Genomic DNA, 24298 nt, shown 5'->3' with positions numbered 1-24298 from the left:
GTCCTCCCGGCGCTCAGGCGACCGGGACGGACTGCCGGACGCCCCCGTCCGCCGGCCGTTCCATGGTCGTCACCGGCGGCGCAGGACGAGCACGACGTTCCAGGACACGACCTCGCGCAGGCCGGGCACCCGCACCACCCACCGGGCCCACCACGGGTGGTAGCGCGGCAGGACGGCGAGCAGGTCGGCGTCCGGGCAGGAGCGGGCCCACCGCAGCGCCGCGCCGGCGGAGACGGCGAACAGCGACTCGCCGAACCTGTTCTTCGGCTCGGCACCCGTCCGCCGGCGGAAGCGCCGGCGCGCCCGGTGCCCGCCCAGGTAGTGCCAGGGCGAGGTCTCGTGCCCGCCCCACGGGGACAGCCACGGGGTGTAGGAGAGGAAGACCGTGCCCCCCGGGCGGGTCACCCGCACCATCTCGTCGGCCATGACCCACGGCCGGCGGACGTGCTCGAGGACGTTGGAGGAGTAGCAGACGTCGACCGCGCCGGTGCGGATCGGCAGCTCCTCGCCGCTGCCGCGCAGCGTGCCGGGCTCGGGCTCGCCGCGGGCCGCCATCTCCCCGGCGTCGGGCTCCAGGCCCATGTAGGTGGCCCCGGCGCCGCGGAAGGCGTCGGCGAAGTAGCCCGCCCCGCCGCCCACGTCGAGGACGGTGGCCCCGTCGAGGGCGACCCACCGGGAGAGCTGGGCGACCGAGTCGGCCGCCAGCACGCCATAGAAGCCGTCGGGGTCGGTCTGCTCGCGCCGGAAGGCGCGGAACAGGGTGATCGACCGTGCGAGGGTGGCCGATCGGTCCATGCGGTGCACTCCGTTCGAGCGAGGGGTCCGGCGCGCAGATCGATGGACGCCGTCACGTGCATTAATGTGCCCCGAGTGCTCGACCGACCCGTGGACACCGACGTCCTGTTCGTGAACTGGCGCGATCTCAGCCACCCGGAGGGCGGCGGCTCCGAACGGTACGTGCACCAGGTGGCCGAGGGGCTGGCGGCCGCCGGCCTGCGTGTCACGCTCTTCTGCGCCGCCCACGACCGGGCCCCCGCCGACGAGGTGGTCAACGGCGTGCGGATCGTCCGCCGGGGCAGCCGGCTGAGCGTCTACCCGAAGGCGCTGGCCTTCGTCCGGCGCACCCGCCCCCGCCTGGTCGTCGACGTGCAGAACGGCATCCCGTTCGGGAGCACCCTGGTCCGCCGCGGGCCGGTGACCGCGGTCGTCTACCACGTGCACCGCGAGCAGTGGCCGATCGTCTTCGGCAAGGTCACCGGCCGGATCGGCTGGTGGCTGGAGTCGCTGGTCGCGCCCCGCATCTACCGCCGGTCCCGCTACGTGACCATCTCCGAGGCCACCCGCGGCGAGATGACCGGCCTGGGCATCGGCGCCGAGCGGATCACCGTCGTCCCCGTCGGCATCGAGCCGGTGCCGGCGGTGAGCACCCGCCGCTCCCCCACCCCCGAGCTCGTCGCGCTGGGCCGGCTGGTGCCGCACAAGCGGGTCGAGCACGCCCTGGAGGTCCTCGCCCGGCTGAGCGACCGCTGGCCCGACCTGCGGCTCACCGTGATCGGCGACGGCTGGTGGGAGGAGCAGCTGCGCGCCGAGGCCGAGCGGCTTGGGGTGGCCGACCGGGTCACCTTCGCCGGGTTCGTCGACGAGCAGGCCAAGCACGAGCTGCTCGCCTCGGCCTGGGTGCACCTGTGCCCCTCGGTCAAGGAGGGCTGGGGGCTTGTCGTCAACGAGGCCGGCGGGCACGAGGTGCCGACCGTGGGCTACCGCGCGGCCGGCGGCCTGCGGGAGTCGATCGTGGACGGCGTCAGCGGCGTGCTCATCGACGACCTCGACGAGATGACCGCCGCGACCGCCCGGCTGCTGGAGGACGACGACGCCCGCCGCGCCATGGGCGCGGCCGCCGCCCGGCACGCCGCGTCCTACGCGTGGCCGGCGACCGTCCGCGGCTTCGCCGCCGTGCTGGCCGGCTCGGTCCGCGACTCAGCCGCGGCCGGCGCCGACCCGGACCTCGCCCTCGACGACCTGGCGCGCGTGCTCGACGGCATCGCGGTCGGGGTCGTGCGCGGCGACGACACCGACGACGACGCCCGCGCCGAGCAGGGCGCCGGCGAGCAGGGCGAGGAGCACGGCGCGGAGGTCCTTCACCGGGGTCACCGCTTCCGGCAGCAGGGCTGGGGGACGGACGGGACGGTAGCCGACCTCCCCTCCCCTCCCGGCGACGTCGCGCCGGCCGGACGGACCGGGACGGCGTGACCCTGTGCGCCCGGCCGGGTCGGAGGCCGCACGGCGGCGCCGCGCCCCGGCCCGGAGCGCGGGGATGACCGCCGCCCAGGCCCCGTCGGCGCCCCGGGTCCCGCTGATCCGGCGGCAGGCCGCGCTGCCGGCCGCGCTGGTGTCGCTGGCCCTGCTGGGCGTCAACGGGCTGGCCTACGTCTTCACCGTGGCGGCCGCGCGGCTGCTGGCGCCGGAGGCCTACGGGGAGCTCGCGGCGCTGCTGGGCGTCATGTTCATCGGCGTGGTGCCGATGACGGGCCTGCAGACGGCGGCCGCACTCACCCTGGGCTCCCGCCCGGCCGACCAGCGGCTGGTCACCGCGCGGCTGCACGCGGCGCTGCTGGCCGGCGCCGTGGCGGTGGGCCTGCTCGGGTTGCTCGCCGTCGGGCCGCTGGTGTCGCTGCTGCACCTCGACAGCCCCTCGACGGTGCTGTGGCTGGTCGCCGTCCTGGTGCCGCACACCCTGGTCGGCGGCTACGACGGCCTCCTCCAGGGCGCCGGCCGCTACTGGCGGCTGGCGATCGTGACCGGCGCGTTCGGGTTGGCGAAGACCGGCGGCGGCATCACCGGCCTGCTCATCGGCGGCACGCCGCAGTCCGCGCTCGTCGGGATGGCCGTCGGCTGCACCACCAGCGCGCTGCTCGGCTGGGTCGCCGCGGGGCGCCCCGGCCTCGCGCGCGGGGCCCGGCCGCACGTGCTGGCCGCCGCCCGCGCCTCCGGCGCGCTGCTGGGCCTGGTGCTGCTGGTGAACATCGACGTGCTGCTCGCCCGCCACCACCTGCCGGCCGAGCTGGCCGGCGAGTACGCGGTGGCCTCGATCTTCGCGAAGGTCGCCTTCTGGCTGCCGCAGGGCGTCAGCGTCGTGCTGCTGCCGCGGCTGGCCGACCCCTCCGGGCGCCGGCGGCTGCTCCCGGCGGCCGTCGCGCTCGTCGCGGCCACGGGGGCCGCGCTGACGGCCGTGACCGCGGTCCTCGGCGCCCGGGCGCTGCCCCTGGTGGGCGGCGCCGACTACGGGGCCGCGCTCGGCGGCGCGACGTGGCTGTTCGCGCTGCTGGGGACGCTGCTGGCGCTGGCCCAGCTGCTGCTCTACTCCGGGATCGCCGCCGCCGACCGGGTGGCCGCGGTGGCGGTGTGGTGCGCCGTCGTCCTCGAGGGCGTGACGGTCGAGGTCTTCGCCGCCGGGGACCGGCTGACGGTGCTCGCCGTCGCCGGCGCCGCCGTGGCGGCCAGCGTGCTGCTGGTGGCCACCGGGCTGCTGCGGCTGCGCCGGGCGCACACCGCCGTCGTCCCCGCCTCCTGACCCCTCCACGCGGACGCGCCGCGGCCGGCCGGGCGACCGGCCGGCCGCGGCGCGTCCGGAGGTGGATCAGTACGGGTCGTACGGCGAGTCGTGCCCGAACAGGCGGGCGACGGGGCGCAGCCGCAGGCGCAGCAGCACCTTGATGAAGACGTTGCGGACCCACCACGGCAGCTCGCCGAGGATCCGCAGCCGGTCGCGCAGCGTCGGCCGGCCCACCCGGAACAGCGCCAGCGAGCCGGCGCGCCGCTCGTAGCGCAGGTCCGACGCCGGGAGCACCCGCGCCAGGACGCCGAGGGTGACCCCGATCGAGGAGAAGCAGTCGTGCACCAGGACGGCGGCGCCGTCGGGCAGGTGCACCCGCCACTTCAGGTCGTCGGTGAAGGTCCAGTAGTCGTGCTTGCCGTCGATGTACAGCAGCTGGAACGGCCGGTCCCAGGACCCGCGGATCTCCGTGGAGTAGTCGCAGACCAGCTCCACGGTGTCGGCGACCCCGGCCTCGGCGACGTGGCGCTCGAACGAGTCGCGGGTCTTGCGCCCGCCGAACAGCTTGCCGTCGATGAAGGGGTCGACGGCGTAGAGGCGCCCGCCCTTCCCCTGCAGCACGGTGCCCAGGACCACGGTGGAGCGGCCCTGGTGGGACCCGATCTCCAGCGCGTGCGCGCCGTCGGGCAGCTCCCGGGCCGCCTCGTCGAGCAGTTCGCCCTGGTCCCGGGACAGCCATCCGGGGATCCGGTCGGCCAGCTCCCAGACCTGCGGGAAACGCCCCTCCGAGGAGGACGTCGACGGAGACTCCAGCACCAACACTCCCATCACCTGCGGATCCGACCGCCAGACGCTACCCGCCCCGCGGCTGCCCGGCGGTCACCGCCCGGGGGACCCACCCGTCGTGGTGACGCCGCCGCCGGCGCTGCCGCGCGGATCACCCGTCCGGGGCTTCGCGGCCCCGGACGAGTAAGTCGCCGGCACACCGGGCAGGAGCAGCCCGTTCGCCGTCCGGGCCGGAGCCCCGGACGGCCGCAGACCACCCCGAGGAGAGGAGCCGTCGATGGCCGTCATCCACTACACCATCGCCACCGAGGCGGAGAAGTACGCCGACTTCCGCCGGGTCCTGTGGACCGGCGAGAAGACCCAGCTCGTGATCATGACCATCCCGCCGGACGGGGAGATCGGCGAGGAGGTCCACGAGGACATCGACCAGATCCTGACCTTCGTCTCCGGCACCGGCGAGGCCCGCGTCGGCGGGTCCACCAAGAAGGTGGCGCAGGGCGACCTGGTCGTCGTGCCCGCGGGGACGAAGCACAACTTCGTCAACACCGGCCCCAACCCGCTGGTCCTCTACACGGTCTACGGCCCGCCGGAGCACGCCGACGGCGCGGTGCACAAGACCAAGGAGGAGGCCGACGAGCTGGAGGAGGCCGGCAAGGACGAGCCGCCGACCTCCGACTGACCCGGGGGCGGGGCCGCCGCGCCGGTGGCCCCGCCCGCCCCGCCGCGCCAGGATCGGGCATGACCTCGATCCCGGTGCCCGCGACCCCCGAGAGCGTGTTCACCTACGGCGCCCCGCAGCTGAAGTTCGGCGCGGGCGCGTCCGACGAGGTCGGCTTCGACCTCGCCCAGACCGGCGCCCGCCGGGTCCTCGTCGTCACCGACCCCGGCGTCGCCGCGACCGGCTCCCCGCAGCGGGTCGCCGACCAGATGGCCCGGTTCGGCATCGAGGCGCAGGTGTTCGACGGCGTCCACGTCGAGCCGACCGACGAGAGCCTCGCCGCCGCCGTCGAGGCCGCCCGGGCCGGCGGCCCGTGGGACGCGTTCGTCGCCGTCGGCGGCGGCTCCAGCATCGACACGGCCAAGGCCGTCGACCTGCTCACCACCAACCCCGGTGAGCTCATGGACTACGTGAACGCCCCGGTCGGCGGGGGCCGCGCGCCGGTGAACCCGCTCAAGCCGCTGGTCGCCGTCCCGACCACGACCGGCACCGGCTCGGAGAGCACCACCATCTGCGTGCTCGACGTGCTGGCGCTGAAGGTGAAGACCGGCATCAGCCACCCGCGGCTGCGCCCGACGCTGGCGGTCATCGACCCGGGGCTCACCCGCACCCAGCCGTCCGGCGTGACCGCCTCCTCGGGCATGGACATCCTCTGCCACGCGCTGGAGAGCTACACGGCGCGGCCCTACGACACGTTCGAGCGCAAGCGGCCCGAGCAGCGGGTGCCCTACTGCGGGGCGAACCCGATCGCCGACATGTGGTCGGAGAAGGCGCTGTCGCTGCTGGCGACGTCGTTCCGCCGGGCGGTCCGCGACGGGGATGACGACGCCGCGCGCGCGGACATGGCGATGGCGGCCACCTTCGCGGGCCTGGGCTTCGGCAACGCCGGCGTGCACGTGCCGCACGCCAACGCGTACCCGATCGCCGGCCGGGTGCGGGACTTCCACCCGAAGGACTACCCGGCCGACGAGCCGATGGTCCCGCACGGGATGTCGGTCTCCCTCACCGCGCCCGAGGCCTTCCGGTTCACCTTCGACGCGGCGCCGGAGCGGCACCTGCGCGCCGCCGCGCTGCTCGACCCCGCCGGCGACCACGCCGGCGAGCCGGCCGAGGTGCTCCCCCGGGTGCTGATCCGGCTGATGCGCGACATCGACATCCCGGGCGGGATCGGGGCGGTCGGCTACGGCGAGGGCGACGTGCCCGACCTGGTCGAGGGCACCATGAAGCAGCAGCGGCTGCTGGCCACCTGCCCCAAGCCGGTGACCGAGGACGACGTCGCGGGCATCTTCCGCCGGTCGGTCTCCCTGTGGTGACCGCCGGTCAGGCGGCGTCGCCGTCGCGTCGCTCGCGGGCGGCGTCGAGGACGAACGGGGTGAGCGCCGCGGCGATGGCGGCGTAGCCGGCCGAGGACGGGTGGAAGCGGTCCGCGGCGAACATGGCCGGGTCGGCCTCGAACGAGCGGCCGACGTGCGCCGCCACCGCGGCGACCCGCGCCCCCGCGGCCGCGGCGACCGCCTCCTGCCGGCGCTGCAGCTCGGCGGAGGCGGCGCGCACCAGCGGCCGGAGGGCCGGCGGCACGAACGGGATGCTGGACATGTCCGGCGCCGGGACGACGACGACGTCGGTGCCGGCGTCCCGCAGCGCCCGCACGGCGTCGCCGAGGGCGGCGGCGGCGCGCTCCGGCGGCACGAGGCGGGCGAGGTCGTTGGCGCCGACGACCACGACGGCGACGTCCGGGGCGCCGCCGGGCGCGGTCACGGCCCGGCGCACCTGCGCGGCGAGGTCGGCGGAGACGGCGCCGGGCACGGCGCGCACGGTCAGCTCGACCTCGTGGCCGTCGGCCCGCAGCGCGGCGGCCAGCCGGGGGCCGAGGCCGTCCTGCGGGCGCGCGGCGCCGGTGCCGAACGCGATGGAGTCGCCGAGGACGGCGAGACGGAGGGCGGGGGACGTCACGCAGACGACAACGCCGGCCGGCGGGGCGCTGTGCCCGCCGGCCGGCGTGATCCTCGGTGCAGGACCGGGCGTCAGGCCTTCGGGCCGCCCGCGGCGTAGACGACCTGGCCGGACACGAAGCCGGCGCCCTCGCTGGCGAAGTACGACACCAGGTGGGCGATGTCCTCGGGCTGGCCGACCCGGGCGACCGGGATCTGCGAGGCGTTGTACTGGATGAAGTCCTCGAAGCCGACGCCGAGCCGCTCCGCGGTGGCCTTGGTCATCTCGGTCTGGATGAAGCCGGGGGCGATCGCGTTGGCGGTGACGCCGAACTTGCCGAGCTCGATCGCCAGGGTCTTGGTGAAGCCCTGCATGCCGGCCTTGGCCGCGGAGTAGTTGGCCTGCCCGCGGTTGCCCAGCGCCGAGGTCGACGACAGGTTGACGATCCGGCCCCACTTGGCGTCGATCATGTGCTTCTGCGCCGCCCGGGTCATCAGGAAGGCGCCGCGCAGGTGCACGTTCATGACCAGGTCCCAGTCGGTCTCGGTCATCTTGAACAGCAGGTTGTCGCGGGTGACGCCGGCGTTGTTCACCAGCACGACCGGCGGGCCGAGCTCGGCGGCGATCCGGTCGACGGCGGCCTGCACCTGCTCGGCGTCGCTCACGTCGGCGCCCACGGCCAGCGCGGTGCCGCCGGCGGCCTCGATGGCCTCGACGGTGCTCTTGCCGGCCGCCTCCTCGAGGTCCACCACGGCGACGGCGAAGCCGTCGGCGGCCAGGCGCTGCGCCGTGGCCGCACCGATCCCGCGGGCCGCGCCGGTCACGATCGCCACGCGGCGCTGTGCGTCGGTCATGTCGCTCCTTCTCCTGCCGGCGCCACGCGGCACCGGGTCGTCTCGCAGAGGCTCCCGACACGGTACGGCCGGGGTCGCGACGGGGCGCGCACCGGCCCCGGCGCACGGCTCAGGGCCAGATGCTGGCCACGATGATCGCGGCGACCGACAGCTGCACCGCCGCGCTCACCAGGCTCGCGGGGTGGAACGGGGTCTCGGTGAGGTGCTCTCCCAGTCGCCCGGGGGTGATGAGGTCGAGCACCACGAACGCCACCGCCTGCAGCACCACGCCGAGCACGCCGAACACCACCGTGTAGCCCAGCGCCTCGCCGAACCCGCTGGTCGCGTTGGTCCAGATGCTGGCGAAGGTGATCGCGCCCTGGCCGAGGAAGCCGGCCGCGAGGGCGATCGCCGCGTTGACCGAGCGGTTCTCGTGGATGTGCCGGCCCAGGTGGCCGGGGGTGAGCAGGTCGAGGACGAAGAAGCCCAGGACGAGGAGCGCGATGCCCACGCCGGTGTAGGCGACGGCGTAGCCGATGCTGGCCAGCATGGGACTGAGGACCTCCGGGGTGGGGGGACGACGGCCTGCTGTGTCTACCGCACCGGCGCCCGGCCGGCGCACGGCCGTGCCGTCAGGCGCGTCCCACCACGTCGACCCGGTCGAAGCCCTCCGCCGCGGTCGGCGGCGAGAACCGCGCCCGCGTGGCCGCCAGCCCCACCTCGGGGACCCGCGCCCGGCCCTCCCGGGCGGCGTTGCGGCCGCGGGCGACCTCCTCGGGCGTGTCCACCCAGACCGCCCGCACCGGCACCCCGGCCGCGCGGGCCGCGGCCACCAGCGGCGCCCGCTCGGCCGGGGACGGGTTGGTGTTGTCGACGACGACGCTGCGGCCGGCGGCCAGCAGCTCGGCCACCACCCGCTGCTGCCGGGCCTCGCGCCGCCGCGCCCGCGGCCAGTGGTCCTTGCTGACCACCGCGTGGGTGGCGGCCAGGTGCCGGGTCACCCAGGTCGTCTTGCCCGCGCCCTGCAGGCCGACCACGACGACCAGTTCCTGCGCGGCGGTCAGGCGCTCCTCCGCAGGCGGGTCACCGCCGCCTCGTCGTCGTCGAGCGCGGGCAGCGGCGCCGGGTGCTCGACGAGGGCCAGCACGCGGCCGGCCATGAACCGCGCGGTGCGCACCGGGGTGCCGCCGCGGGTGCTCTCGGTGACCTCGACGACGCCGCGGCCGTGGGTGACGTCCACCCGCCGGCCGGCCCGCGTGGCCTCGATCTCGTAGGTGCGGGTGCTGCCCCCCGCGTCGATCACGACCTCGATCCGGTCGCCCTTCATGGTGTCTCCTCCCGACGTCTGCCCAACGCCGCGGGACACCCCGGTATTCCGCGTCAGTCCTGGTCAGCGCCCTGGGAGCGGCGGTGCGGGCGGGGCACGTGCGGGCGTGGGACGTGCAGCGCGCGGACGGAGGCGAGGGCGGCGCGGCGGGCCTGGGCCCGCTGCCGGGCCCGGCTGGTCCGCGGCGCGCGGGGCTCCTCCCGCAGCAGCGCGTCCAGCCAGTGGCCGCGCGGGTCGACGTCGACCAGCAGGGCCTTGACCAGCAGGGTCAGCGGGATGGCGAGGAACGCGCCCAGGGCACCCAGCGCCCAGCCCCAGAACAGCAGGGCCATGAAGGTGACGGTCATCGACAGGCCCACCGAGTCGCCGACGAAGCGCGGCTGGATGAGCGTCTGGATCACGAAGTTGAGGACCGAGTAGACGATGACGACGGCCCACAGGTCGCTCCACCCGCCGTCCAGCAGGGCCAGCAGGGCGGGGGGCAGGAGGCCGAGGACGAAGCCGATGTTGGGGATGTAGTTGGTGATGAACGCCAGCAGCCCCCACAGCAGCGGCAGCGGCACGCCGATGATCGCCAGGGCGATGGTGTCCCCCACCGCGACGAAGAAGCCGAACACGGTGCTGACCAGCAGGTAGCTGCGGGTGCCCCGCGCGAACAGCCCCATGGCGATGATCAGGTGCGGCCGCTCGGCGGCCACCAGCGCCAGCCGCCGGCCGAACCCGCCGGACTCGATGGCGAGGAAGACCAGCGCGGTCAGCAGCAGCAGCAGCGTGCTCGCGGCGTCGGTGAGGCTGGACAGCAGCCCGGTCGCCACGCCGACCAGCTGGCCGTAGTCGATCTGGTCGACCAGGTCGCTGATCTGGCCGGAGACCACGCCGGCGTCGTTGAGGTCCGCCTGGATCGAGGCCAGCAGGTCGTTGAACTCGGGCGCGTAGTCGGGGAGCAGGGCGGCGAGCTGGGCGACCGAGACGACCAGCAGCGCCACGAACGACAGCAGGACCCCCCACACCAGCAGCAGCAGCACCGTGGCGCTGGCCCACCGCGGCCAGCCGTGCCGCAGCAGCCAGCGCTGCACCGGCATCAGCGCGACGACGATGACCAGGGCCAGCAGCACCGGCGCGATCAGCCACGCCAGGGTCCGGACGCCGCTGAGCGCGATCGTCGCGGCGGCCCCGCCGACCAGCAGCACGAGCCAGCGCGGGATCCCGCCGCCGCGCCCGGCGTCCGGGACCGCCGGTGGGCCGGCCGCCGCGGCCTCCTCGGCGGGGGTCGCCACCGGCACGAGGGCCTCGACCGGGCTGGACTCGACGGCGCGCGCGTCCGCCGCCTCGGCCCGGCGTGCCTCGGCCGCGACCTCCGCCTCGGCGGAGGCGTCGGCGAGCTCGGCGGCGAGGGAGGACGCGGTCCCGCCGCGGCCTGTCCGCTCCCCCTCCGGCAGCTCGGGCTGGGCCACCATCTGTTCTCCGCTCTCCCCCGTGCGGCGCGGCGCGCCGCTGGCTCGGCGCACGGTGCGCCGCGGCCCCGCCCTCAGGGTGTCACGCCGGGGCCGCCGATCAGGGGTCGGTGGCCCCGGGCGGCACGCTCAGGTCGCGACGCGGTCGAGCAGGGCCAGCAGCCGGCGCCAGGCGTCGGCGGAGGCCTCGGCCCACTGGTCGGCGGCGCGGTCGAAGAAGGAGTGCGGCGCGCCGTCGTAGACCGCCGTCTCCACCTCGGCCCCGGCCGCGCGCATCCGCTCGGCGAGCGCGAGCTGGTCGGCCACGGGGGTGGCGGCGTCGTCGCCGGCGATGAGCATGAGCACGGGCAGCCGGGCGGAGCCGGCGGAGTCGCCGACCATCTGCGGCCGCCCGTAGAAGCCGGCGGTCGCGGCCAGCGGCAGGGCGCCCTCGGCCTGCCGCCAGGCGTTGCTGCCGCCGAAGCAGAAGCCCACGGTGACGACCGGGAGGTCGGGGCGGGTGCGCTCGCGCAGGTAGGCCACCGCCGCCGCGGTGTCGCCGTCGATCCCCTGCGCGGTGGTCTTCGGCATGTGCGTCTGCCAGTCGAAGTCCTGGTCGCGGATGCCCCGCCCGGCGCGGCCGGCGGTGCGGGCGAAGTAGTCGACGGCCACGGAGGGGAACCCGGCCTCGGCGAACCGCTCGGCCAGGGCCACGTAGTACGGGTGCAGGCCCCGGACGTCGGGCAGCACCACCACGCCGGCCCGCGCCTCCCCCGCCGGCGCGGCGAAGGCGGCGTCGAACTCCGTCCCGTCGGCGGAGGTCAGGGTGAGCAGCCCGCGCTCGGCGACCTCGCCGGCGTGCGGCGGGGCGGGCGGGCGGCTGTCGGCGTCGTGGCACATGACCCCTGCCTACCAGCCGCTCCCCGCCCGGGCAGCTCAGGTGTCGGCGGCCTCGTCGGCGGCGGCGGGGCGGCCGCCGAACACCCGCCCGGCGACCTCGCGGCGGGCGTCGGCCAGCCACCTGTGCTGGGCGTCGGCCTGGGCGACCAGCCGCTCGAGCAGCGCGCGGTCCAGCCGGGGCTCGACCGGCGCCAGCTCGAGCAGGGTCTCGAAGCCGGCCCGCTTGGCCAGCACCGCGGTGGCGATGAACTCGAACTCCACCAGGTCGCTGAGCGGGGACCGGGAGAGCAGCCGGCCGTTCAGCTTCGCCCGCGACAGCTTCTCCGCCACCCACGTGCCCAGCTGCTTGTACGAGCGCACGGGGATGCCGAGCTCCCCCGCCATCCGGATGTGCGCGGCCCGCTCCTCGCGCAGCTCGTCCAGCAGCTGCTCCAGCCGGGCCTCGTACGGGGAGCCGCTGTGCCGGGACAGCATCCGCGAGACCAGCTCCACCCCGCCGGTGGCCGCGGCCAGGTGGTCGTTGACGTAGACCCCCAGCAGGTCGGCGTTGCGGATGCCACCGGACGCGGCGGGCTCGGACACGGGACCTCCAGGCGGGCGACGGGCGTCGACCGGGCCATTCTCCCCGCCTGGTGATCACCCCGCTCGGCGGAACGGCGCCGGTCAGCCGGTCGGGGACGTCGTCGCCGGCGCGTCCGTGGCGCCGCCCGTGCCCGGGGGCGAGGAGGTCGACCCGGTCGGGTCGGCCTCGGGGGCGGAGGGGGTCGCCTGGCCGGTCGGCTCGGCGCCCGTGGGGGCCGGATCGCCCGTTCCGTCGTCGGCGGTCCCGTCGCCGGTGGGAGTGCCGGTGCCCCCGGCCGGCCCCGCCGAGGGGTCGGCACCGTCGGTGGGGGTCGCCGTCGCGCCGGCACCGTCGCCGGCGGGGGTGGGGTCCGCCGTGCCGTCCGGGGACCCGGTGTCCCCGGACGCCGGCGGGGAACCGGTCGGCCCCCGGACGATGTCGAGGACCCGCTGCTCGTACTCGGTCAGGCGGTCGCGGATCTCCGACAGCGGCACGCCCTCGATGGTGGCGGCGAAGGCGTGGAGCTCCTCCCACAGCGCAGCCAGCGCCGCCGTGCCCTCGGCGTCGAGCACCCCTGGCACGCTGACCACGAGCTGGGTGGCCAGGGCGTGGGTGACGCAGTCCAGGCAGGCGTAGTTCGCCGCGGTCGCGAGGTTCTCCGGGACGACGACGTCCACGGAGCCGACGACCAGGACGACCTGGAACGCGACGGCCACCGCGGTGCAGCCCCGGCAGCTGGCGTAGGCGTGGGCCTCGTTGCGGTTGACGACCTCGTCGCCGTCCGCCCAGACCAGCGCGAAGGACACGTCGTACCGGACGGCGCCGTCCTCGGTGACGACGGCCAGGGCCTGGTTGTCGCCCTCACCCGGCGGCAGCGGCCGGTCGAACGGGAAGACCCACGTGGGCGGCTCCACGCCGCCGGTCGCGCCCTCCCCCGCGTCGGCCGGCGTCCGGCCGGCGTCGCCGCCGGTCCCGTCGTCCGCGGCCCCGGTGCCCGCCGGCACGAGCACGAGGGCGGCGACCGGCGCGTCCGCGGTGGGCAGCGGCCCGGCGTCCTCGGGCCACAGGACGACGCTCGCCGCGGGGGCGAGCTCCGTCGTCCCGGCGGGCCCACCCCACGCCGCCGGGACGGCGTCGAGGACGGTGCCGCCCTCGTCCGCGCGCACCGGCCGGTAGCGGTCGCCGTCCGGCCACCAGGCCCAGCCCAGCCCGGCGACCAGCGCGGCGGCGACGACACCGGCCAGGGCGCGCCGCCCCGGCCGGCCCGCGGTCCGCCGCCACACCCCGGTGGCGATCCGCCGCACCAGCCGGGCGAGGACGTAGCCGATGCCGAGGACCGGGACGGCGAGGGCCACGACCGCCAGGCAGGAGGCGAGCACACCCAGCACGTCGCCGTCGGAGAACCGGGTCCCGAGGCCATCGGCCTCCTGCCGGACGGCGGCCCACGCCGTGGCGAGCACCCGCGGCAGCGCCAGGACCAGGAGCAGCAGGGAGACCGCCATGAGCGGCACGACGACCAGGATCCACGCGATCACGACCGCACGCGCCCACGGCTTCAGGGCGTCGGCCTCGGGGCGGCGCCACCGCCGGGGCAGCACGCCGGTGAGCACGGGCCCCATGCGCTGGTAGAGGTCGGGCACGCCGGTGACGTCGGCCAGCACGTGGTAGCCGTCGAAGCGCAGCAGGGGCGCCAGCTGGCGGATCACCTGGAGGACCTGGGTGACCACCACCAGCAACAGCGCGTCCCAGCCGGTTCCCCACCACACGGCCGTGACGGCCAGCACGACCAGGGCGTTGAAGTACAGCCCGCCGAGGTCGGTGCGCACCCGGCCCGCGCGGCCGAGGCGGTAGCTGTCGGTGACGTCGGTGTAGAAGGCCGGCCAGAACAGGTAGAAGCCGAAGCCCATCGCGCCCGGGGTGGCGCCGCCGTAGCGCGCGGCGGCGGCGTGCCCGAACTCGTGGAAGCCGGCCGAGAGCACGGTCAGGAGCACGACCGTGAGGAACAGCGCGGGCCGGTCGAACGCCTGGGCGGTGGCCGCGGCCAGGCCCTCCCGGAAGAGGACCCAGCCCGAGATCGCCACGAAGGCCAGCACGACCGGCACGACCAGCAGGGGCGTGAAGAGGGCGGCGAACGGAGCGGTCAGCCGCCGGGTCACCACCGGGTCGGTGACCACCCGGCGCCAGTGCAGCGCCAGCAGGGGGTCGGACCGGCGGACCTCCGGTTCCCGGCCGTCGGGGGTGCGCAGCAGTCCGAGCGGCCGCAGCGAGCGGTCCACGAGGGTCCGCACGTCCTCCGGCCGCACCAGCCGGCCGGAGGCGGCGCCCACCGCGGCGGCGAGCTCCTGCACCGTGCGGCGCCCGTCGACCTCGGCGAGCAGCAGGTGCAGCAGCGGGGTCAGCTGCAGCACCTGGCCGTCCCCGCGGCGGGCGAGCGCGGGCGGGCGCCGGTAGCCCGAGCCCGGGAGCTCGCCGAGCAGCTCGACGCCGGCGGCACGGACGAGCACCTCGCCGTCCGTGCCGGCCGGCGCGCCGCCGGGTCCCCCGGGCGTCGGGGTGGCGCTGGTGGTCACGACCGGCCGACCCGCGTCGTCACTGCTGGATGCCGGCCTGCTGGTCGGTGGTGGCCGTGGCGTCGGCGTCGATGGTCTGGTCGATGATCGCGTCCTGCTGCGCCACCGCGACCGCGTCGGACCCGACGGAGCCGATGTTCGCCGCCACCGCCGCGTCGATCGGCGCCGCGACGTTGGCGTTCGCCGCGACGGCGCCCGCGATCGGCGCGGCCAGCCCGAGGTCCGCGGCCACGTCGACGTCCACGTCGAGGAGGTTCCCGCTGAGGACGCTGCCCGCGTCGGGCACCTCGGTGCCGTCGCCGGGCAGCGGGACCGTCGTCCCCGTGCCGGCGCCCGCGTCGGTGCCGGTCTCGGTGCCGGTCTCGGTACCGGTGCCCGGTGCGGCGTCGGTGCCGCCCTGGTCGATGGTCGAGCCCTGCACGGAGGTCGCCGCGGCCTCGCCGGTGATGCCCTGGTCGATCAGGACGCCCTGGTCGGCGAGCGCCTGGGAGGTGGAGTCGGTGGAGAGCACGTTGGCGCCGACGGCCGCGTCGATCGGGGCGGCGACGTTGGCGTTCGCGGCGACGGCGAGATCGATCGGTGCGGCCGCGTCGAGGGCGATGTCCAGGTCGGCGTTCAGGTCGAGCAGGGAGATGACCTCCTTGTCCGGCAGCGCCGCCACCCCCTCGGCCGCCAGCTCCTCGGGCGACAGGGGCTGCAGGTGGTCGTGCTCGCTCACGGTCGTCCTCCTCCCCGGAACGGGCTCTCCGCTCCGTGCCTGGGGAGGCTAGGAGTGCCTCGTCAGGGCGGCCATCCGGGAGCCGGATCCCACCCGGCCGGGGGACGGCGGCCGTCAGCCCCCGGCGCGGGCGAGCAGGCGCGCCGCCGTCGGGCGCAGGTCGCTCTCCAGGTCCCAGCCGCACGCGGCCAGCCGCTGCCCGACCGCCTGGCGGCTGACGCCGAGCTCGGCGGCCGCGGCGGCCTGGGTGCGGCCCGCGGTGAGCAGGTCCACCGCGGCCCACGCGGCCGCGCTGCGCCGGGCGACCAGCGCGGCCAGGGCGGCGAGGACCGCCTGCGCGTCGGCCGCCTCGGCCGGCTGCGCGCCGCGCACCGCCACCCGGCCGGGCCGGCGCGCCGCCGCGGCCAGCGCGGCGGCGGCGAGGACGGCGGGACCCCCCGCGCGCCCCGGGCCGCGGCCCTCCGGGCCCGCGCCGACGCCGATCGGCCGCCGGGCGTGCCGCACCAGGCGCAGGACGGCGTCGACGGCGGCGGCCGGGTCGGTCAGCACGGCGGCGTCCTCACCCGCGACGCTGACCACGAACGGCACGCCCCCGAGCCTGGGGCAAGCCCTAGAGCTTGTCGAGGACCTCCGCCGGGAAGCCGCCCGTCGCGATCGGGCCCCAGCGGTCGACGGTGATCCGCAGCAGCGACTTGCCCTGCCGGGCCATCGCGGCCCGGTACTCGTCCCAGTCGGGGTGCTCGCCGCTGATCGAGCGGAAGTACTCGACGAGCGGCTCCAGCGCCTCGGGCAGGTCCAGCACCTCCGCCGTCCCGTCGACCTGCACCCACGGGCCGTCCCAGTCGTCGGAGAGGACGCACAGCGAGACGGCGGGGTCGCGGCGCGCGTTGGCCACCTTGGCCCGCTGCGGGTAGGTGGAGACGACGACGCGCCCCTCGGCGTCCACGCCGCAGGTGACCGGGGACAGCTGCGGGCCGCCCGCGGCCCGCCGGGTGAGCAGCACCGCCCGGTGCCGGGGGCGGAGGAAGTCGAGCAGGGCCGCGCGGTCGACGCGGTCGGCGGTGGCGGTCCGGGGCATGCAGGTCACGGTAGTGCGACGCCCCCGGCCGTCGCCCGGTGCGCCGACGGGGTCTGTGCTCCGATGGACCCCATGAGGCTGTTCTCGCGCCGACCGGCCGCGTCCCGCCCGCCGGCGGTCACCGACGTCCCCGGCGCCGCCACGTCCGCGCCGGCACCGTCGGAGGAGCGCGGCCCCAAGCTGCAGCGCGGGATCCGCACCCTGGCCATCGGCTCGGCCGAGCTGCTGCTGATCGCCCTGGCGATCTACGTGCTCGGGGAGATCCTCGGCCGGCTGTGGGTGATCCTGCTGCCGATCGTCCTCGGCCTGCTGATCACCACGGTGCTGTGGCCGCCGACCCGCTTCCTGCGCCGGCACGGGTGGCCGCCGGCGCTGGCCGCCTCGGTGGTGCTGCTGGCGGCCATCGGCGTGTTCGGCGGGATCATCGCGGTCATCGCCCCGCAGGTGGTGGACCAGGTCGAGGCCCTGGCCGACCAGGTCGGCAGCGGCCTGCAGGACGTCCAGGAGTGGCTGCAGGGCCCGCCGTTCAACATCGACGAGGACCAGATCGGCAACGCCGTCGACCAGGCGATCAACGAGCTGCAGTCGCGCGCCGGCGACATCGCCAGCTACGCCGCCACCGGGGCGACGGCCATCGGCAACGGGCTGATCAACCTCGTGCTGGCCCTGGTGCTGGTCTTCTTCTTCCTCAAGGACGGGCCGCGCTGGGTGCCGTGGCTGGCCGCGCAGACCGGCCGCCGGGCCGCCCCGCACGTCGCGGCCCTGTCGGACAAGGCGTGGTCGACGCTGTCGGAGTTCATCCGCCAGCAGGCCCTCGTCGGCTTCATCGACGCCTTCTTCATCGGCCTCGGGCTGTGGATCCTCGACGTCCCGCTGGTGCTGCCCCTGGCCGTCATCACGTTCTTCGCCGCGTTCATCCCGATCATCGGTGCGGTCGTGGCCGGCGCGTTCGCCGTCCTCATCGCGCTGGTCGACGAGGGCTTCACCGTCGCCCTCATCGTGCTGGGCATCGTGCTGCTGGTTCAGCAGATCGAGGGCAACGTGCTGCAGCCGATCATCCAGGGGCGCGGGTTCAACCTGCACGCCGCCGTGGTGATCCTCGCCGTCACCGCCGGCGGCAGCCTGGCCGGCATCACCGGGGCGTTCCTCGGCGTCCCCGTGGCCGCGCTCATCGCCGTCACCTACCGGTACGTCCGCGACCAGCTGGACGGCAAGTCGCCGGAGGTGACCGACGAGGGGTTGCGCACCCAGGTCACCGGCGACGGGAACGGCGCCCGGCTGGCGCCCGAGCCGGTGACACCGCCCGCGGACCGCGGTCCGGCGCCCGAGGAGGACGCGGACGCCTGACCCCCGCCGGGGGGACCATGGGAATGCCCCGCCCGCGCGGGGGTTGGCCGGAGTGCCGGGTACCCACACCCGGCGGATCGACGACGAGGAGGAGCTCACGTGGCGCTGCGACCGGAGGACCTCGTGGAGCTGCTCCCGGCCGCCGACCCGTTCCTGCACCGGGAGAGCGAGCTGGCCCAGCACGCCGACCCGGCGGCGGGCCGGCGCGGCCTGGTGCTCGTGCACGACCTGGCCGGGGACTTCGACGCCGCCCGGTCCGGGGCGCTGGCCGGCGCGCACCTGCTGGCCAGCCTGCCGCACGAGGTGGTGGCCCGCTTCGACGCCGACGCCCTGGTCGACTACCGGGCGCACCGGCCGCGGATGACCTTCACCGGCGACAGCTACGCCGACGTGACGCTGCCGGAGATCGTGCTGTACGCGCTGGAGGACGACGCCGGCGAGCCGTTCCTGCTGCTGCACGGCGCCGAGCCCGACTTCGCGTGGGAGCGGTTCGTCGCCGCGGTCCGCGGGCTGGTCGAGCGGCTGGGCGTGACGTCGGTGGTGGCGCTGCACGCGATCCCGATGCCGGTGCCGCACACCCGCCCGGTGACGCTGACCGCGCACGCCACGCGGCGCCAGCTGATCGAGAGCTACCCGGTCTACTGGGGCCAGGTGCGGATCCCCGGCAGCCTCGGCGCCCTGCTGGAGCTGCGGATGGGCGAGGCCGGGGTGGACGCCTACGGCGTCGCCGCGCACGTGCCGCACTACCTGGCGCAGGCGACCTACCCGGCCGCGTCGCTGACGCTGGTGGAGCACCTGGCCCGGCTGACCGGGCTGCACCTGCCCACCGAGACGCTGCGCGAGGCGGCCGAGGCCAACCGCACCGAGGTCGACGAGCAGATCGCGCGGTCGCCGGAGAACACCGCCGTGGTCGCGGCGCTGGAGCAGCAGTACGACGAGTTCACCGCCGCGCACGGCGACACCGGGCTGCTCGGCTCGCGCGGCGAGGTGCCCAGCGGCGAGGAGATCGCCGACGAGTTCGAGCGGTTCCTCGCCGAGCAGGAGAAGCGTCGCGGGGAGTGATGGCCCCGTTGCAGGGCCCGCGCCGAGCGTGCAAGGCGTGGGGGGGCAGCGGGGTCCTTCGTCAGGCGAAGACGATGGTCCGGTCGCCCTCGACGATGACCCGGTCCTCGACGTGCCAGGTCACGGCCTGGGCGAGCACCTGGCGCTCGACGTAGCGGCCCACCCGGCGCATGTCGGCGACGGTGGCGCGGTGGTCGACGCGGGCGACCTCCTGCTCGATGATCGGGCCGGCGTCGAGCTCCGCGGTCACGTAGTGCGCGGTCGCCCCGATCAGCTTCACGCCGCGGTCGTGCGCCGCCTGGTACGGGTTCGCGCCGACGAACGCCGGCAGGAAGCTGTGGTGGATGTTGATCAGCCGCTCCGGGAAGCGGCCGCAGAAGTCGGCCGAGACGATCTGCATGTACCGGGCGAGCACCACCAGGTCGGCGTCGCCGACGATCTCCAGGGCGCGGGCCTCGGCCTCGGCCTTGGTCCCCGGCGTGACCGGGACGTGGTGGAAGGGGATCCCGGCCGCGGCCGCCACCGGCTCGAGGTCGGGGTGGTTGGAGACGACGGCGGTGATGTCGGCGCGCAGGTCACCGGCGCGGACCCGGTAGATCAGCTCCTGCAGCACGTGGTCGGTCTTGCTGACGAACACCGCGATGGAGGGCCGGGCGCTGGCCTCGGTGAGCCGCCAGGTCATCTGCCACTGCCGGGCCAGCAGGTCCAGCGCGCCCTCGAGCTGCGGCCGGCGCTCGGCCAGGTCCGCGAGGACGAACTCCAGGCGGAGGGTGAAGGTGCCGCCGGTCGGGTCGGACGAGTGCTGCTGGGAGTCCGTGATGTTGGCGCCGACGTCGGCCAGCAGGCGGGACAGGACGGCGACGATGCCGGGCCGGTCGGGACAGCGGACCACGAGGCGGCCCGCGTCGGCTGAGGCGGGGTCGGCGGGAGCGGCAGGCAGCACGGTGCCCGATCCTCCCCCATCGCCGCGGCCGCGGACCGGTGCGGCACGGGCGGGGCACCCCCAGGGGTGAGGCCTAGGCGGCGGGCAGCCGGGCGCGGGTGCGGTCGGCGACGTCGAACAGGTCCCCGTAGTCCTCCACCCGGTGCAGCACCTCCTCGGTGCGGAAGCGCAGCAGCCCGGGGTCGGCGCCCTCGTTGACCGCGTCGACCTCGTCCCAGCCGATCGGGGTGGAGACCGTCGCGTCCGGACGGGCGCGCAGCGAGTACGGCGCCACCGTGGTCTTGGCCGGGTTGTTCTGGCTCCAGTCGATGAGCACCTTGCCGGGGCGCAGCACCTTCTCCATCCGCCACACGACCTGGTCCGGCGTCTCGGCGGACAGCTGCTGCGCCAGCGCCTTCGCGTACCGGCTGGGGTGGTCGCGGTCGGTGACCCGGATCGGGGCGTACACCTGCATGCCCTTGGACCCGGAGGTCTTGACCACCGGGTCGAGGCCGTCGGCGACCAGCCGCCGCCGCAGCCGCTCGGCCAGCCGGCAGCACTCCCGGATGCCGGTCTCCGGCCCCGGGTCCAGGTCGAGCACCAGCAGGTCGGGCAGCGTCGGCTGCAGCCTGCTGCCGATCTGCCACTGCGGCACGTGCAGCTCGAGCGCGGCCAGGTTGGCCGCCCACGCGAGGTCGGCGACGGTCTCCAGCACGACCATGTCCAGCGTCTCCCGCCCCCGGCTGCTGCCGGGGCTGGGGATCGTCACCCGCCGGACCCAGTCCGGGGCGTGCCGGGCGCTGTTCTTCTCGAAGAACGCCTGCCCCTCCACGCCGTCGGGCCAGCGGGTGAAGGTCACCGGCCGCCCGGACAGGTGCGGCAGCAGGACCGGGGCGACCCGGACGTAGTAGTCGATGACCTGGGCCTTGGTGAACGACACCTCCGGGAAGAGCACCTTCTCGAGGTTGGAGACCTCCAGCTGGCGCCCGTCGACCCGCACCCGCTGACGGCTCACGGCTGCCACTCCTCGGTCACCTCCTCCGGGTCCAGGTCGTCGCGCAGCCCCCGCCACGACGGGTGGCGCATCCGCCCGTCGGCGGTCCAGCCGGCGAAGGCGACCTCGCCGACCAGCTCGGGCTCGACCCAGCGCGCGTCCCGGGTGACCTCCCGGGGCAGCGCGTCGGCGAACGGGGAGCCGGCCCGCGCGGTGAGCAGGGGGTCCAGTTCCCGCAGGGCGGCGTCGGTGAACCCCGTGCCCACGTGCCCGGCGTAGACCAGCCGGCCGGCGTCGTCGTGCACGCCGACGAGCAGCGAGCCGACCCCGCCGGCCCGCCGGCCCTGCCCGGGCCGCCAGCCGCCGACGACGACGCTCTGCATCCGCAGGTGCTTGACCTTGCGCCACTCCGGCGCCCGGGCCCCCGGCCGGTAGGGGCTGTCCAGCCGCTTGGCGACGACGCCCTCCAGGCCGTTCTCCCGGCTCGCGGCGTGCACGTCGGCGCCGCCGCCGCGGAACCACGGGGTGGCGACCCACCGCTCCCCCGACGGTGCGAGCGCGTCGAGCCGGACCCGGCGCTCGGCGTAGGGCAGTCCGGTGAGGTCCTCGCCGTCGAGCGCCAGCAGGTCGAACACCAGGTAGGTCACCGGCGCGGCCGCCGCCATCCGGCGCACCTCCGGCCCGGTGCGGTGCATCCGCCCCTGCAGGGCCCCGAAGTCCGGGCGCCCGAGGGCGTCCATCGCCACGATCTCGCCGTCCACCACGGCCTCGTGCCCGGCCAGCGCGGCGGGCGGCCGGGTCACCTCGGGGTAGCGGACGGTGATGTCGGTGCGGCTGCGCGCCCACAGGCCCACCCGGCCGTCGCGGACCAGCGCGACGGCCCGGACGCCGTCCCACTTGAACTCGTAGCCCCAGCGGTCGTCCTCCGCGGCCGGCGGCAGCTCGCCGGGCGTGGCGAGCATCGGCGCGGGGACGGGCGGCGGTTCGGGGCGGGCCACCTCAGGCGCTGCGGCGGGCCCGCTTGGCCGGGGCCTTCTCGGCCGCCGTCGTCTTCTTCGCGGCCGTCGTCTTCTTCGCCGCGGTGGTCTTCTCCGCCGCGGTGGTCTTCTCCGCGGCGGTCGCCTTCTCCGCCGCCGTCGCCTTCGCGGCCGGCGCCTTCCTGGTGGTCCGCTTCGCCGGCGCCTCGTCGGCGCCCTCGGCGTCCGCGTCGGCGGCCTTGCGCGGCGCCGTGGCCTTCTTCGCCGGGGCGCGCTTCGCCGGGGCGGCGTCCGCGTCGTCGGCGGCGCCGCCGCGGGCCTTCTCCACGCTGCGGCGCAGCGCGCTCATCAGGTCGACCACCGCGGCGCCCGGGTCGGCGGTCTCGGGCACCGGCTGCACCTCGCCGCCGGTCTGCTTGGCCTCCAGCAGCGCCGTCATGGCCTCGCGGTAGTCGTCGGTGAACTCGTTCGGGTCGAACTCGCCGGACATCGAGGAGATCAGCGCCTCGGCCATCTGCAGCTCCTGCGGCCGGACGGCGACGTCCTCGTCCAGGAACGCGAAGTCGGGACGGCGGATCTCGTCGGGCCAGCGCATGGTGTGCAGGACCAGCACGTCGTCGCGCACCCGCAGCGCGGCCAGCGACTCCCGCTGCCGGAGCGCGATCTTGGTGATGGCGACCTGCCCGGCGTTGACCAGGGCGTCGCGCAGCAGCACGTAGGGGCGGACGGCGGGCCCGTCGGGCTCGAGGTAGTAGGTCTTCTCGAAGTGGATCGGGTCGATCTCCTCCTGGTCGACGAACTGCAGGACGTCGATCTCCCGCCGCGTGGACAGCGGCAGTTCCTCGAAGTCCTCGTCGGTCAGGATCACCAGCTGGCCGTCGGGCAGCTCGTAGCCCTTGGCGATGTCGGCGTACTCGACCTCCTCGCCGTCGATCGAGCAGACCCGCTTGTACTTGATCCGGCCGCCGTCGGGTGCGTGCACCTGGTGGAAGCGGATGTCCTTGTCCTCGGTCGCGGAGTACAGCTTCACGCCGATGCTGACCAGCCCGAAGGAGACCGCACCCCGCCAGATCGACCTCGGCACGCCCGCCTCCTCCCGCCCCCCACGACACCCGAAACCGCAGCCTAGGCCGGGTGCGGCCGCTCCGGCAGGTCGACGACGGCGCTCCTCCCCCGCGCGGGGGACGCCGGCTCAGTCCACGCCCTGCGGCTCCTCGCGCGGCGCCGGCTCCAGCCCGCCGTTCTGGATCGCGTCGTAGACGAACTGCAGGACGTCGGAGGAGGCCACCAGCGTCATCGTCAGCGCGGCCAGCCGGGTGGCCTTCGGCGCGGTGGCGTAGCCGAACACCAGCCCGGTCGCGACCCACTGGGCCAGGCAGAAGGGGCAGGTCAGCAGCTCCCCGACCGCGTGCTTGACCCCGCCGTGCTCGCGCACCTCCTCGGCGACCTCGGCGTGCCCGGAGGGCCCCTGGAACGCCGTGAACGGCGCGCGCAGCGGCGCGGTGACCGGGTCCTTGGCGATCCGGCGGGCCAGGCGGAAGGTCGCGACCGCGAGCAGGGCGGCGTCGCCGGGCGGGATCCGGTCGGGCAGCTCGCGCCCCGACGCCCGCACCGCCGCCGCCCCGGCGGACACCAGGCCCAGGTACACGCCCATCGCCCCGAGGTCGCCGGCCAGCGGCCGCGGCTCGCCCTGGGTGTACTCGCGCCGCTGGGTCCGAGCCCAGCGCAGGAAGGGGGCGGTCGCCCGCTGCACCTCGTCGCCGATCGCCATGGCGTCGCCGCTACCCCCGCGGCCGCTGCCCGACCCATCCGATCGGCGGACACCGCCGCCCGCATGGTCTCGGGAGGGGCGGGTAGGCGGGGAGGGACCGCGGCCGGACGACGGCCGCCGACGGATCGGCAGCGCGGGACCGCGCGCGCAGGAGGAGGCACCACCCCATGACCACGCCCGAGGGCCAGACCGCCCGCGACGTCCACCCCGAGGACGAGGGCATCCCCGAGGTCTCCCAGGACGACTCGCCCACCCAGACCTGGAACGAGGACCCGGAGTTCGCCCCGCTGCCCGGCGAGCGCCCCGGCGCCTCCACCGACTTCGGGACGACGGCGTTCGAGCAGTCGCAGGGCGAGTCCCTCTCCGGCCGCCTGGACCGGGAGGAGCCCGACGTCCAGCCCGGCGTCCGCGCCGCCGAGGACCCGCAGCGGGCCGGCATGCAGCTGGAGCAGGACACCTCGACGTCGCCGTTCTCGGACTCCGGCACCAACACCACGGCCGACGACGTCGAGGCCACCGCGGACGCGCCCGCCGGCGGGGAGGGGCCGGAGGAGGCGGCGATGCACGTCACCGACGGCTGAGGCCGGAGACCTCCCGCGGGCGAGCGCCGGGTGCGCCGTCCGCGCGGTGGGTTGGCGGGGGCCGATCCGGGTGTCTACGTTGTAAGCGCGGTTCAACAGGCAGCCGCGCACCCGTGCCGGGGGTGACCCCGGCAGGGACACCGTCCGACCGGGCGTGTGCCCGGGGGCGCCGACACCGACGCCCCGCACGGCGGTAGATTGACCCCGCGGTCGTGCCGCCGGGCACTGCCGTTG

General features: G+C 76.0%; 26 protein-coding genes. 7 read left to right on the top strand and 19 right to left on the bottom strand.

Annotated features, from left to right (window positions below; translation table 11 throughout):
* Positions 1–69: 69 nt before the first annotated feature.
* A complete protein-coding gene (locus ACI79F_RS08395; protein WP_456545707.1) occupies positions 70–795 on the bottom strand; it encodes a class I SAM-dependent methyltransferase in 726 nt (241 codons plus the stop codon).
* A 75-nt stretch (positions 796–870) separates the two neighbouring features.
* Between ACI79F_RS08395 and ACI79F_RS08390 the strand changes: the two genes are divergently transcribed.
* A complete protein-coding gene (locus ACI79F_RS08390; protein WP_456545708.1) occupies positions 871–2250 on the top strand; it encodes a glycosyltransferase family 4 protein in 1380 nt (459 codons plus the stop codon).
* Positions 2251–2314: 64 nt separating this feature from the next.
* Positions 2315–3571, top strand: coding sequence for a hypothetical protein (locus ACI79F_RS08385; protein ID WP_456545709.1), 1257 nt, complete (start codon positions 2315–2317; stop codon positions 3569–3571).
* 66 nt (positions 3572–3637) lie between these two features.
* Here the strand turns inward: ACI79F_RS08385 and ACI79F_RS08380 are convergent, their stop codons facing one another.
* A complete protein-coding gene (locus tag ACI79F_RS08380) occupies positions 3638–4369 on the bottom strand; it encodes a class I SAM-dependent methyltransferase (RefSeq protein WP_456545710.1) in 732 nt (243 codons plus the stop codon).
* 247 nt (positions 4370–4616) lie between these two features.
* Here ACI79F_RS08380 and ACI79F_RS08375 point away from each other — a divergent pair, with 247 nt between their 5' ends.
* Together ACI79F_RS08375 and ACI79F_RS08370 are read left to right on the top strand one after the other, a co-directional pair.
* Entirely contained in the window at positions 4617–5018 is a 402-nt protein-coding gene (locus ACI79F_RS08375) for a cupin domain-containing protein (RefSeq protein WP_456545711.1), read from the top strand.
* 59 nt (positions 5019–5077) lie between these two features.
* On the top strand, positions 5078–6370 hold the full coding sequence (locus ACI79F_RS08370) for a hydroxyacid-oxoacid transhydrogenase (RefSeq protein WP_456545712.1): 1293 nt from the start codon (positions 5078–5080) through the stop codon (positions 6368–6370).
* A 7-nt stretch (positions 6371–6377) separates the two neighbouring features.
* Here ACI79F_RS08370 and ACI79F_RS08365 read toward each other — a convergent pair whose 3' ends face one another.
* The 12 genes from ACI79F_RS08365 to ACI79F_RS08310 form a co-directional block, all read right to left on the bottom strand.
* Complete coding sequence (locus ACI79F_RS08365) at positions 6378–7010, bottom strand: SGNH/GDSL hydrolase family protein (RefSeq protein ID WP_456545713.1); 633 nt, start codon at positions 7008–7010, stop codon at positions 6378–6380.
* Positions 7011–7081: 71 nt separating this feature from the next.
* Positions 7082–7843 carry a 3-oxoacyl-ACP reductase FabG gene (gene fabG, locus ACI79F_RS08360; protein ID WP_456545714.1) on the bottom strand — a complete coding sequence of 254 codons (762 nt, stop codon included), beginning with the start codon at positions 7841–7843 and terminating at the stop codon, positions 7082–7084.
* A 109-nt stretch (positions 7844–7952) separates the two neighbouring features.
* Positions 7953–8372, bottom strand: coding sequence for a DUF350 domain-containing protein (locus tag ACI79F_RS08355; protein ID WP_456545715.1), 420 nt, complete (start codon positions 8370–8372; stop codon positions 7953–7955).
* A gap of 82 nt (positions 8373–8454) precedes the next feature.
* A complete protein-coding gene (locus tag ACI79F_RS08350; RefSeq protein WP_456545716.1) occupies positions 8455–8859 on the bottom strand; it encodes an AAA family ATPase in 405 nt (134 codons plus the stop codon).
* A 23-nt stretch (positions 8860–8882) separates the two neighbouring features.
* Positions 8883–9149, bottom strand: coding sequence for a hypothetical protein (locus tag ACI79F_RS08345; protein WP_456545717.1), 267 nt, complete (start codon positions 9147–9149; stop codon positions 8883–8885).
* 53 nt (positions 9150–9202) lie between these two features.
* On the bottom strand, positions 9203–10606 hold the full coding sequence (locus ACI79F_RS08340; RefSeq protein ID WP_456545718.1) for an AI-2E family transporter: 1404 nt from the start codon (positions 10604–10606) through the stop codon (positions 9203–9205).
* Positions 10607–10732: 126 nt separating this feature from the next.
* Complete coding sequence (locus ACI79F_RS08335; protein WP_456545719.1) at positions 10733–11482, bottom strand: dienelactone hydrolase family protein; 750 nt, start codon at positions 11480–11482, stop codon at positions 10733–10735.
* Positions 11483–11518: 36 nt separating this feature from the next.
* Positions 11519–12064 (bottom strand): hypothetical protein, encoded by a 546-nt coding sequence (locus ACI79F_RS08330; RefSeq protein WP_456545720.1) that lies wholly within the window; start codon positions 12062–12064, stop codon positions 11519–11521.
* Between the two features lie 81 nt (positions 12065–12145).
* Positions 12146–14614 (bottom strand): hypothetical protein, encoded by a 2469-nt coding sequence (locus tag ACI79F_RS08325; RefSeq protein ID WP_456545721.1) that lies wholly within the window; start codon positions 14612–14614, stop codon positions 12146–12148.
* Positions 14615–14633: 19 nt separating this feature from the next.
* On the bottom strand, positions 14634–15332 hold the full coding sequence (locus ACI79F_RS08320; RefSeq protein ID WP_456545722.1) for a hypothetical protein: 699 nt from the start codon (positions 15330–15332) through the stop codon (positions 14634–14636).
* Positions 15333–15446: 114 nt separating this feature from the next.
* Positions 15447–15920, bottom strand: coding sequence for a hypothetical protein (locus ACI79F_RS08315; protein WP_456545723.1), 474 nt, complete (start codon positions 15918–15920; stop codon positions 15447–15449).
* A gap of 22 nt (positions 15921–15942) precedes the next feature.
* Positions 15943–16410 (bottom strand): PPOX class F420-dependent oxidoreductase, encoded by a 468-nt coding sequence (locus ACI79F_RS08310; protein WP_456545724.1) that lies wholly within the window; start codon positions 16408–16410, stop codon positions 15943–15945.
* A gap of 72 nt (positions 16411–16482) precedes the next feature.
* Here ACI79F_RS08310 and ACI79F_RS08305 point away from each other — a divergent pair, with 72 nt between their 5' ends.
* Both ACI79F_RS08305 and ACI79F_RS08300 read left to right on the top strand, forming a co-directional pair.
* A complete protein-coding gene (locus ACI79F_RS08305; protein ID WP_456545725.1) occupies positions 16483–17757 on the top strand; it encodes an AI-2E family transporter in 1275 nt (424 codons plus the stop codon).
* 99 nt (positions 17758–17856) lie between these two features.
* Positions 17857–18819, top strand: coding sequence for a proteasome assembly chaperone family protein (locus ACI79F_RS08300; protein ID WP_456545726.1), 963 nt, complete (start codon positions 17857–17859; stop codon positions 18817–18819).
* A gap of 61 nt (positions 18820–18880) precedes the next feature.
* Here ACI79F_RS08300 and purU read toward each other — a convergent pair whose 3' ends face one another.
* The 5 genes from purU to ACI79F_RS08275 all read right to left on the bottom strand — a co-directional run bounded on the left by purU (position 18881) and on the right by ACI79F_RS08275 (position 23483).
* Positions 18881–19762, bottom strand: coding sequence for a formyltetrahydrofolate deformylase (gene purU / locus ACI79F_RS08295; protein WP_456545727.1), 882 nt, complete (start codon positions 19760–19762; stop codon positions 18881–18883).
* Positions 19763–19835: 73 nt separating this feature from the next.
* Positions 19836–20756 carry a non-homologous end-joining DNA ligase gene (ligD, locus tag ACI79F_RS08290; RefSeq protein WP_456545728.1) on the bottom strand — a complete coding sequence of 307 codons (921 nt, stop codon included), beginning with the start codon at positions 20754–20756 and terminating at the stop codon, positions 19836–19838.
* Positions 20753–21733, bottom strand: a complete 981-nt coding sequence (ligD, locus tag ACI79F_RS08285) for a non-homologous end-joining DNA ligase (protein ID WP_456545729.1) — start codon at positions 21731–21733, stop codon at positions 20753–20755. The genes ligD (ACI79F_RS08290) and ligD (ACI79F_RS08285) overlap by 4 nt, the downstream gene beginning before the upstream one ends.
* A gap of 1 nt (position 21734) precedes the next feature.
* Entirely contained in the window at positions 21735–22796 is a 1062-nt protein-coding gene (ku, locus tag ACI79F_RS08280; RefSeq protein ID WP_456545730.1) for a non-homologous end joining protein Ku, read from the bottom strand.
* Between the two features lie 108 nt (positions 22797–22904).
* Positions 22905–23483 (bottom strand): DUF1360 domain-containing protein, encoded by a 579-nt coding sequence (locus ACI79F_RS08275; protein WP_456545731.1) that lies wholly within the window; start codon positions 23481–23483, stop codon positions 22905–22907.
* A 167-nt stretch (positions 23484–23650) separates the two neighbouring features.
* Between ACI79F_RS08275 and ACI79F_RS08270 the strand changes: the two genes are divergently transcribed.
* Entirely contained in the window at positions 23651–24064 is a 414-nt protein-coding gene (locus ACI79F_RS08270) for a hypothetical protein (protein ID WP_456545732.1), read from the top strand.
* Positions 24065–24298: the final 234 nt, after the last annotated feature.

The sequence above is a fragment of the Blastococcus sp. SYSU D00868 genome, assembly GCF_054050575.1.
The sequence above is the reverse complement of the archived record's forward strand: the minus strand, read 5'-3'. Positions and strand labels throughout refer to the sequence as shown.

What these genes read in the sequence shown, in the direction of transcription:
- ACI79F_RS08270 (WP_456545732.1), top strand. Translation starts at nt 23,651, where the DNA reads ATGACCACGCCCGAGGGCCAGACCGCCCGCGACGTCCACCCCGAGGAC.
- ACI79F_RS08340 (WP_456545718.1), bottom strand. Translation starts at nt 10,606, where the DNA reads ATGGTGGCCCAGCCCGAGCTGCCGGAGGGGGAGCGGACAGGCCGCGGC.
- ACI79F_RS08385 (WP_456545709.1), top strand. Translation starts at nt 2,315, where the DNA reads ATGACCGCCGCCCAGGCCCCGTCGGCGCCCCGGGTCCCGCTGATCCGG.
- ACI79F_RS08355 (WP_456545715.1), bottom strand. Translation starts at nt 8,372, where the DNA reads ATGCTGGCCAGCATCGGCTACGCCGTCGCCTACACCGGCGTGGGCATC.
- ACI79F_RS08310 (WP_456545724.1), bottom strand. Translation starts at nt 16,410, where the DNA reads ATGCCCCGGACCGCCACCGCCGACCGCGTCGACCGCGCGGCCCTGCTC.
- fabG (WP_456545714.1), bottom strand. Translation starts at nt 7,843, where the DNA reads ATGACCGACGCACAGCGCCGCGTGGCGATCGTGACCGGCGCGGCCCGC.
- ACI79F_RS08370 (WP_456545712.1), top strand. Translation starts at nt 5,078, where the DNA reads ATGACCTCGATCCCGGTGCCCGCGACCCCCGAGAGCGTGTTCACCTAC.
- ACI79F_RS08395 (WP_456545707.1), bottom strand. Translation starts at nt 795, where the DNA reads ATGGACCGATCGGCCACCCTCGCACGGTCGATCACCCTGTTCCGCGCC.
- ACI79F_RS08345 (WP_456545717.1), bottom strand. Translation starts at nt 9,149, where the DNA reads ATGAAGGGCGACCGGATCGAGGTCGTGATCGACGCGGGGGGCAGCACC.
- ACI79F_RS08275 (WP_456545731.1), bottom strand. Translation starts at nt 23,483, where the DNA reads ATGGCGATCGGCGACGAGGTGCAGCGGGCGACCGCCCCCTTCCTGCGC.
- ACI79F_RS08305 (WP_456545725.1), top strand. Translation starts at nt 16,483, where the DNA reads ATGAGGCTGTTCTCGCGCCGACCGGCCGCGTCCCGCCCGCCGGCGGTC.
- ACI79F_RS08375 (WP_456545711.1), top strand. Translation starts at nt 4,617, where the DNA reads ATGGCCGTCATCCACTACACCATCGCCACCGAGGCGGAGAAGTACGCC.
- ACI79F_RS08335 (WP_456545719.1), bottom strand. Translation starts at nt 11,482, where the DNA reads ATGTGCCACGACGCCGACAGCCGCCCGCCCGCCCCGCCGCACGCCGGC.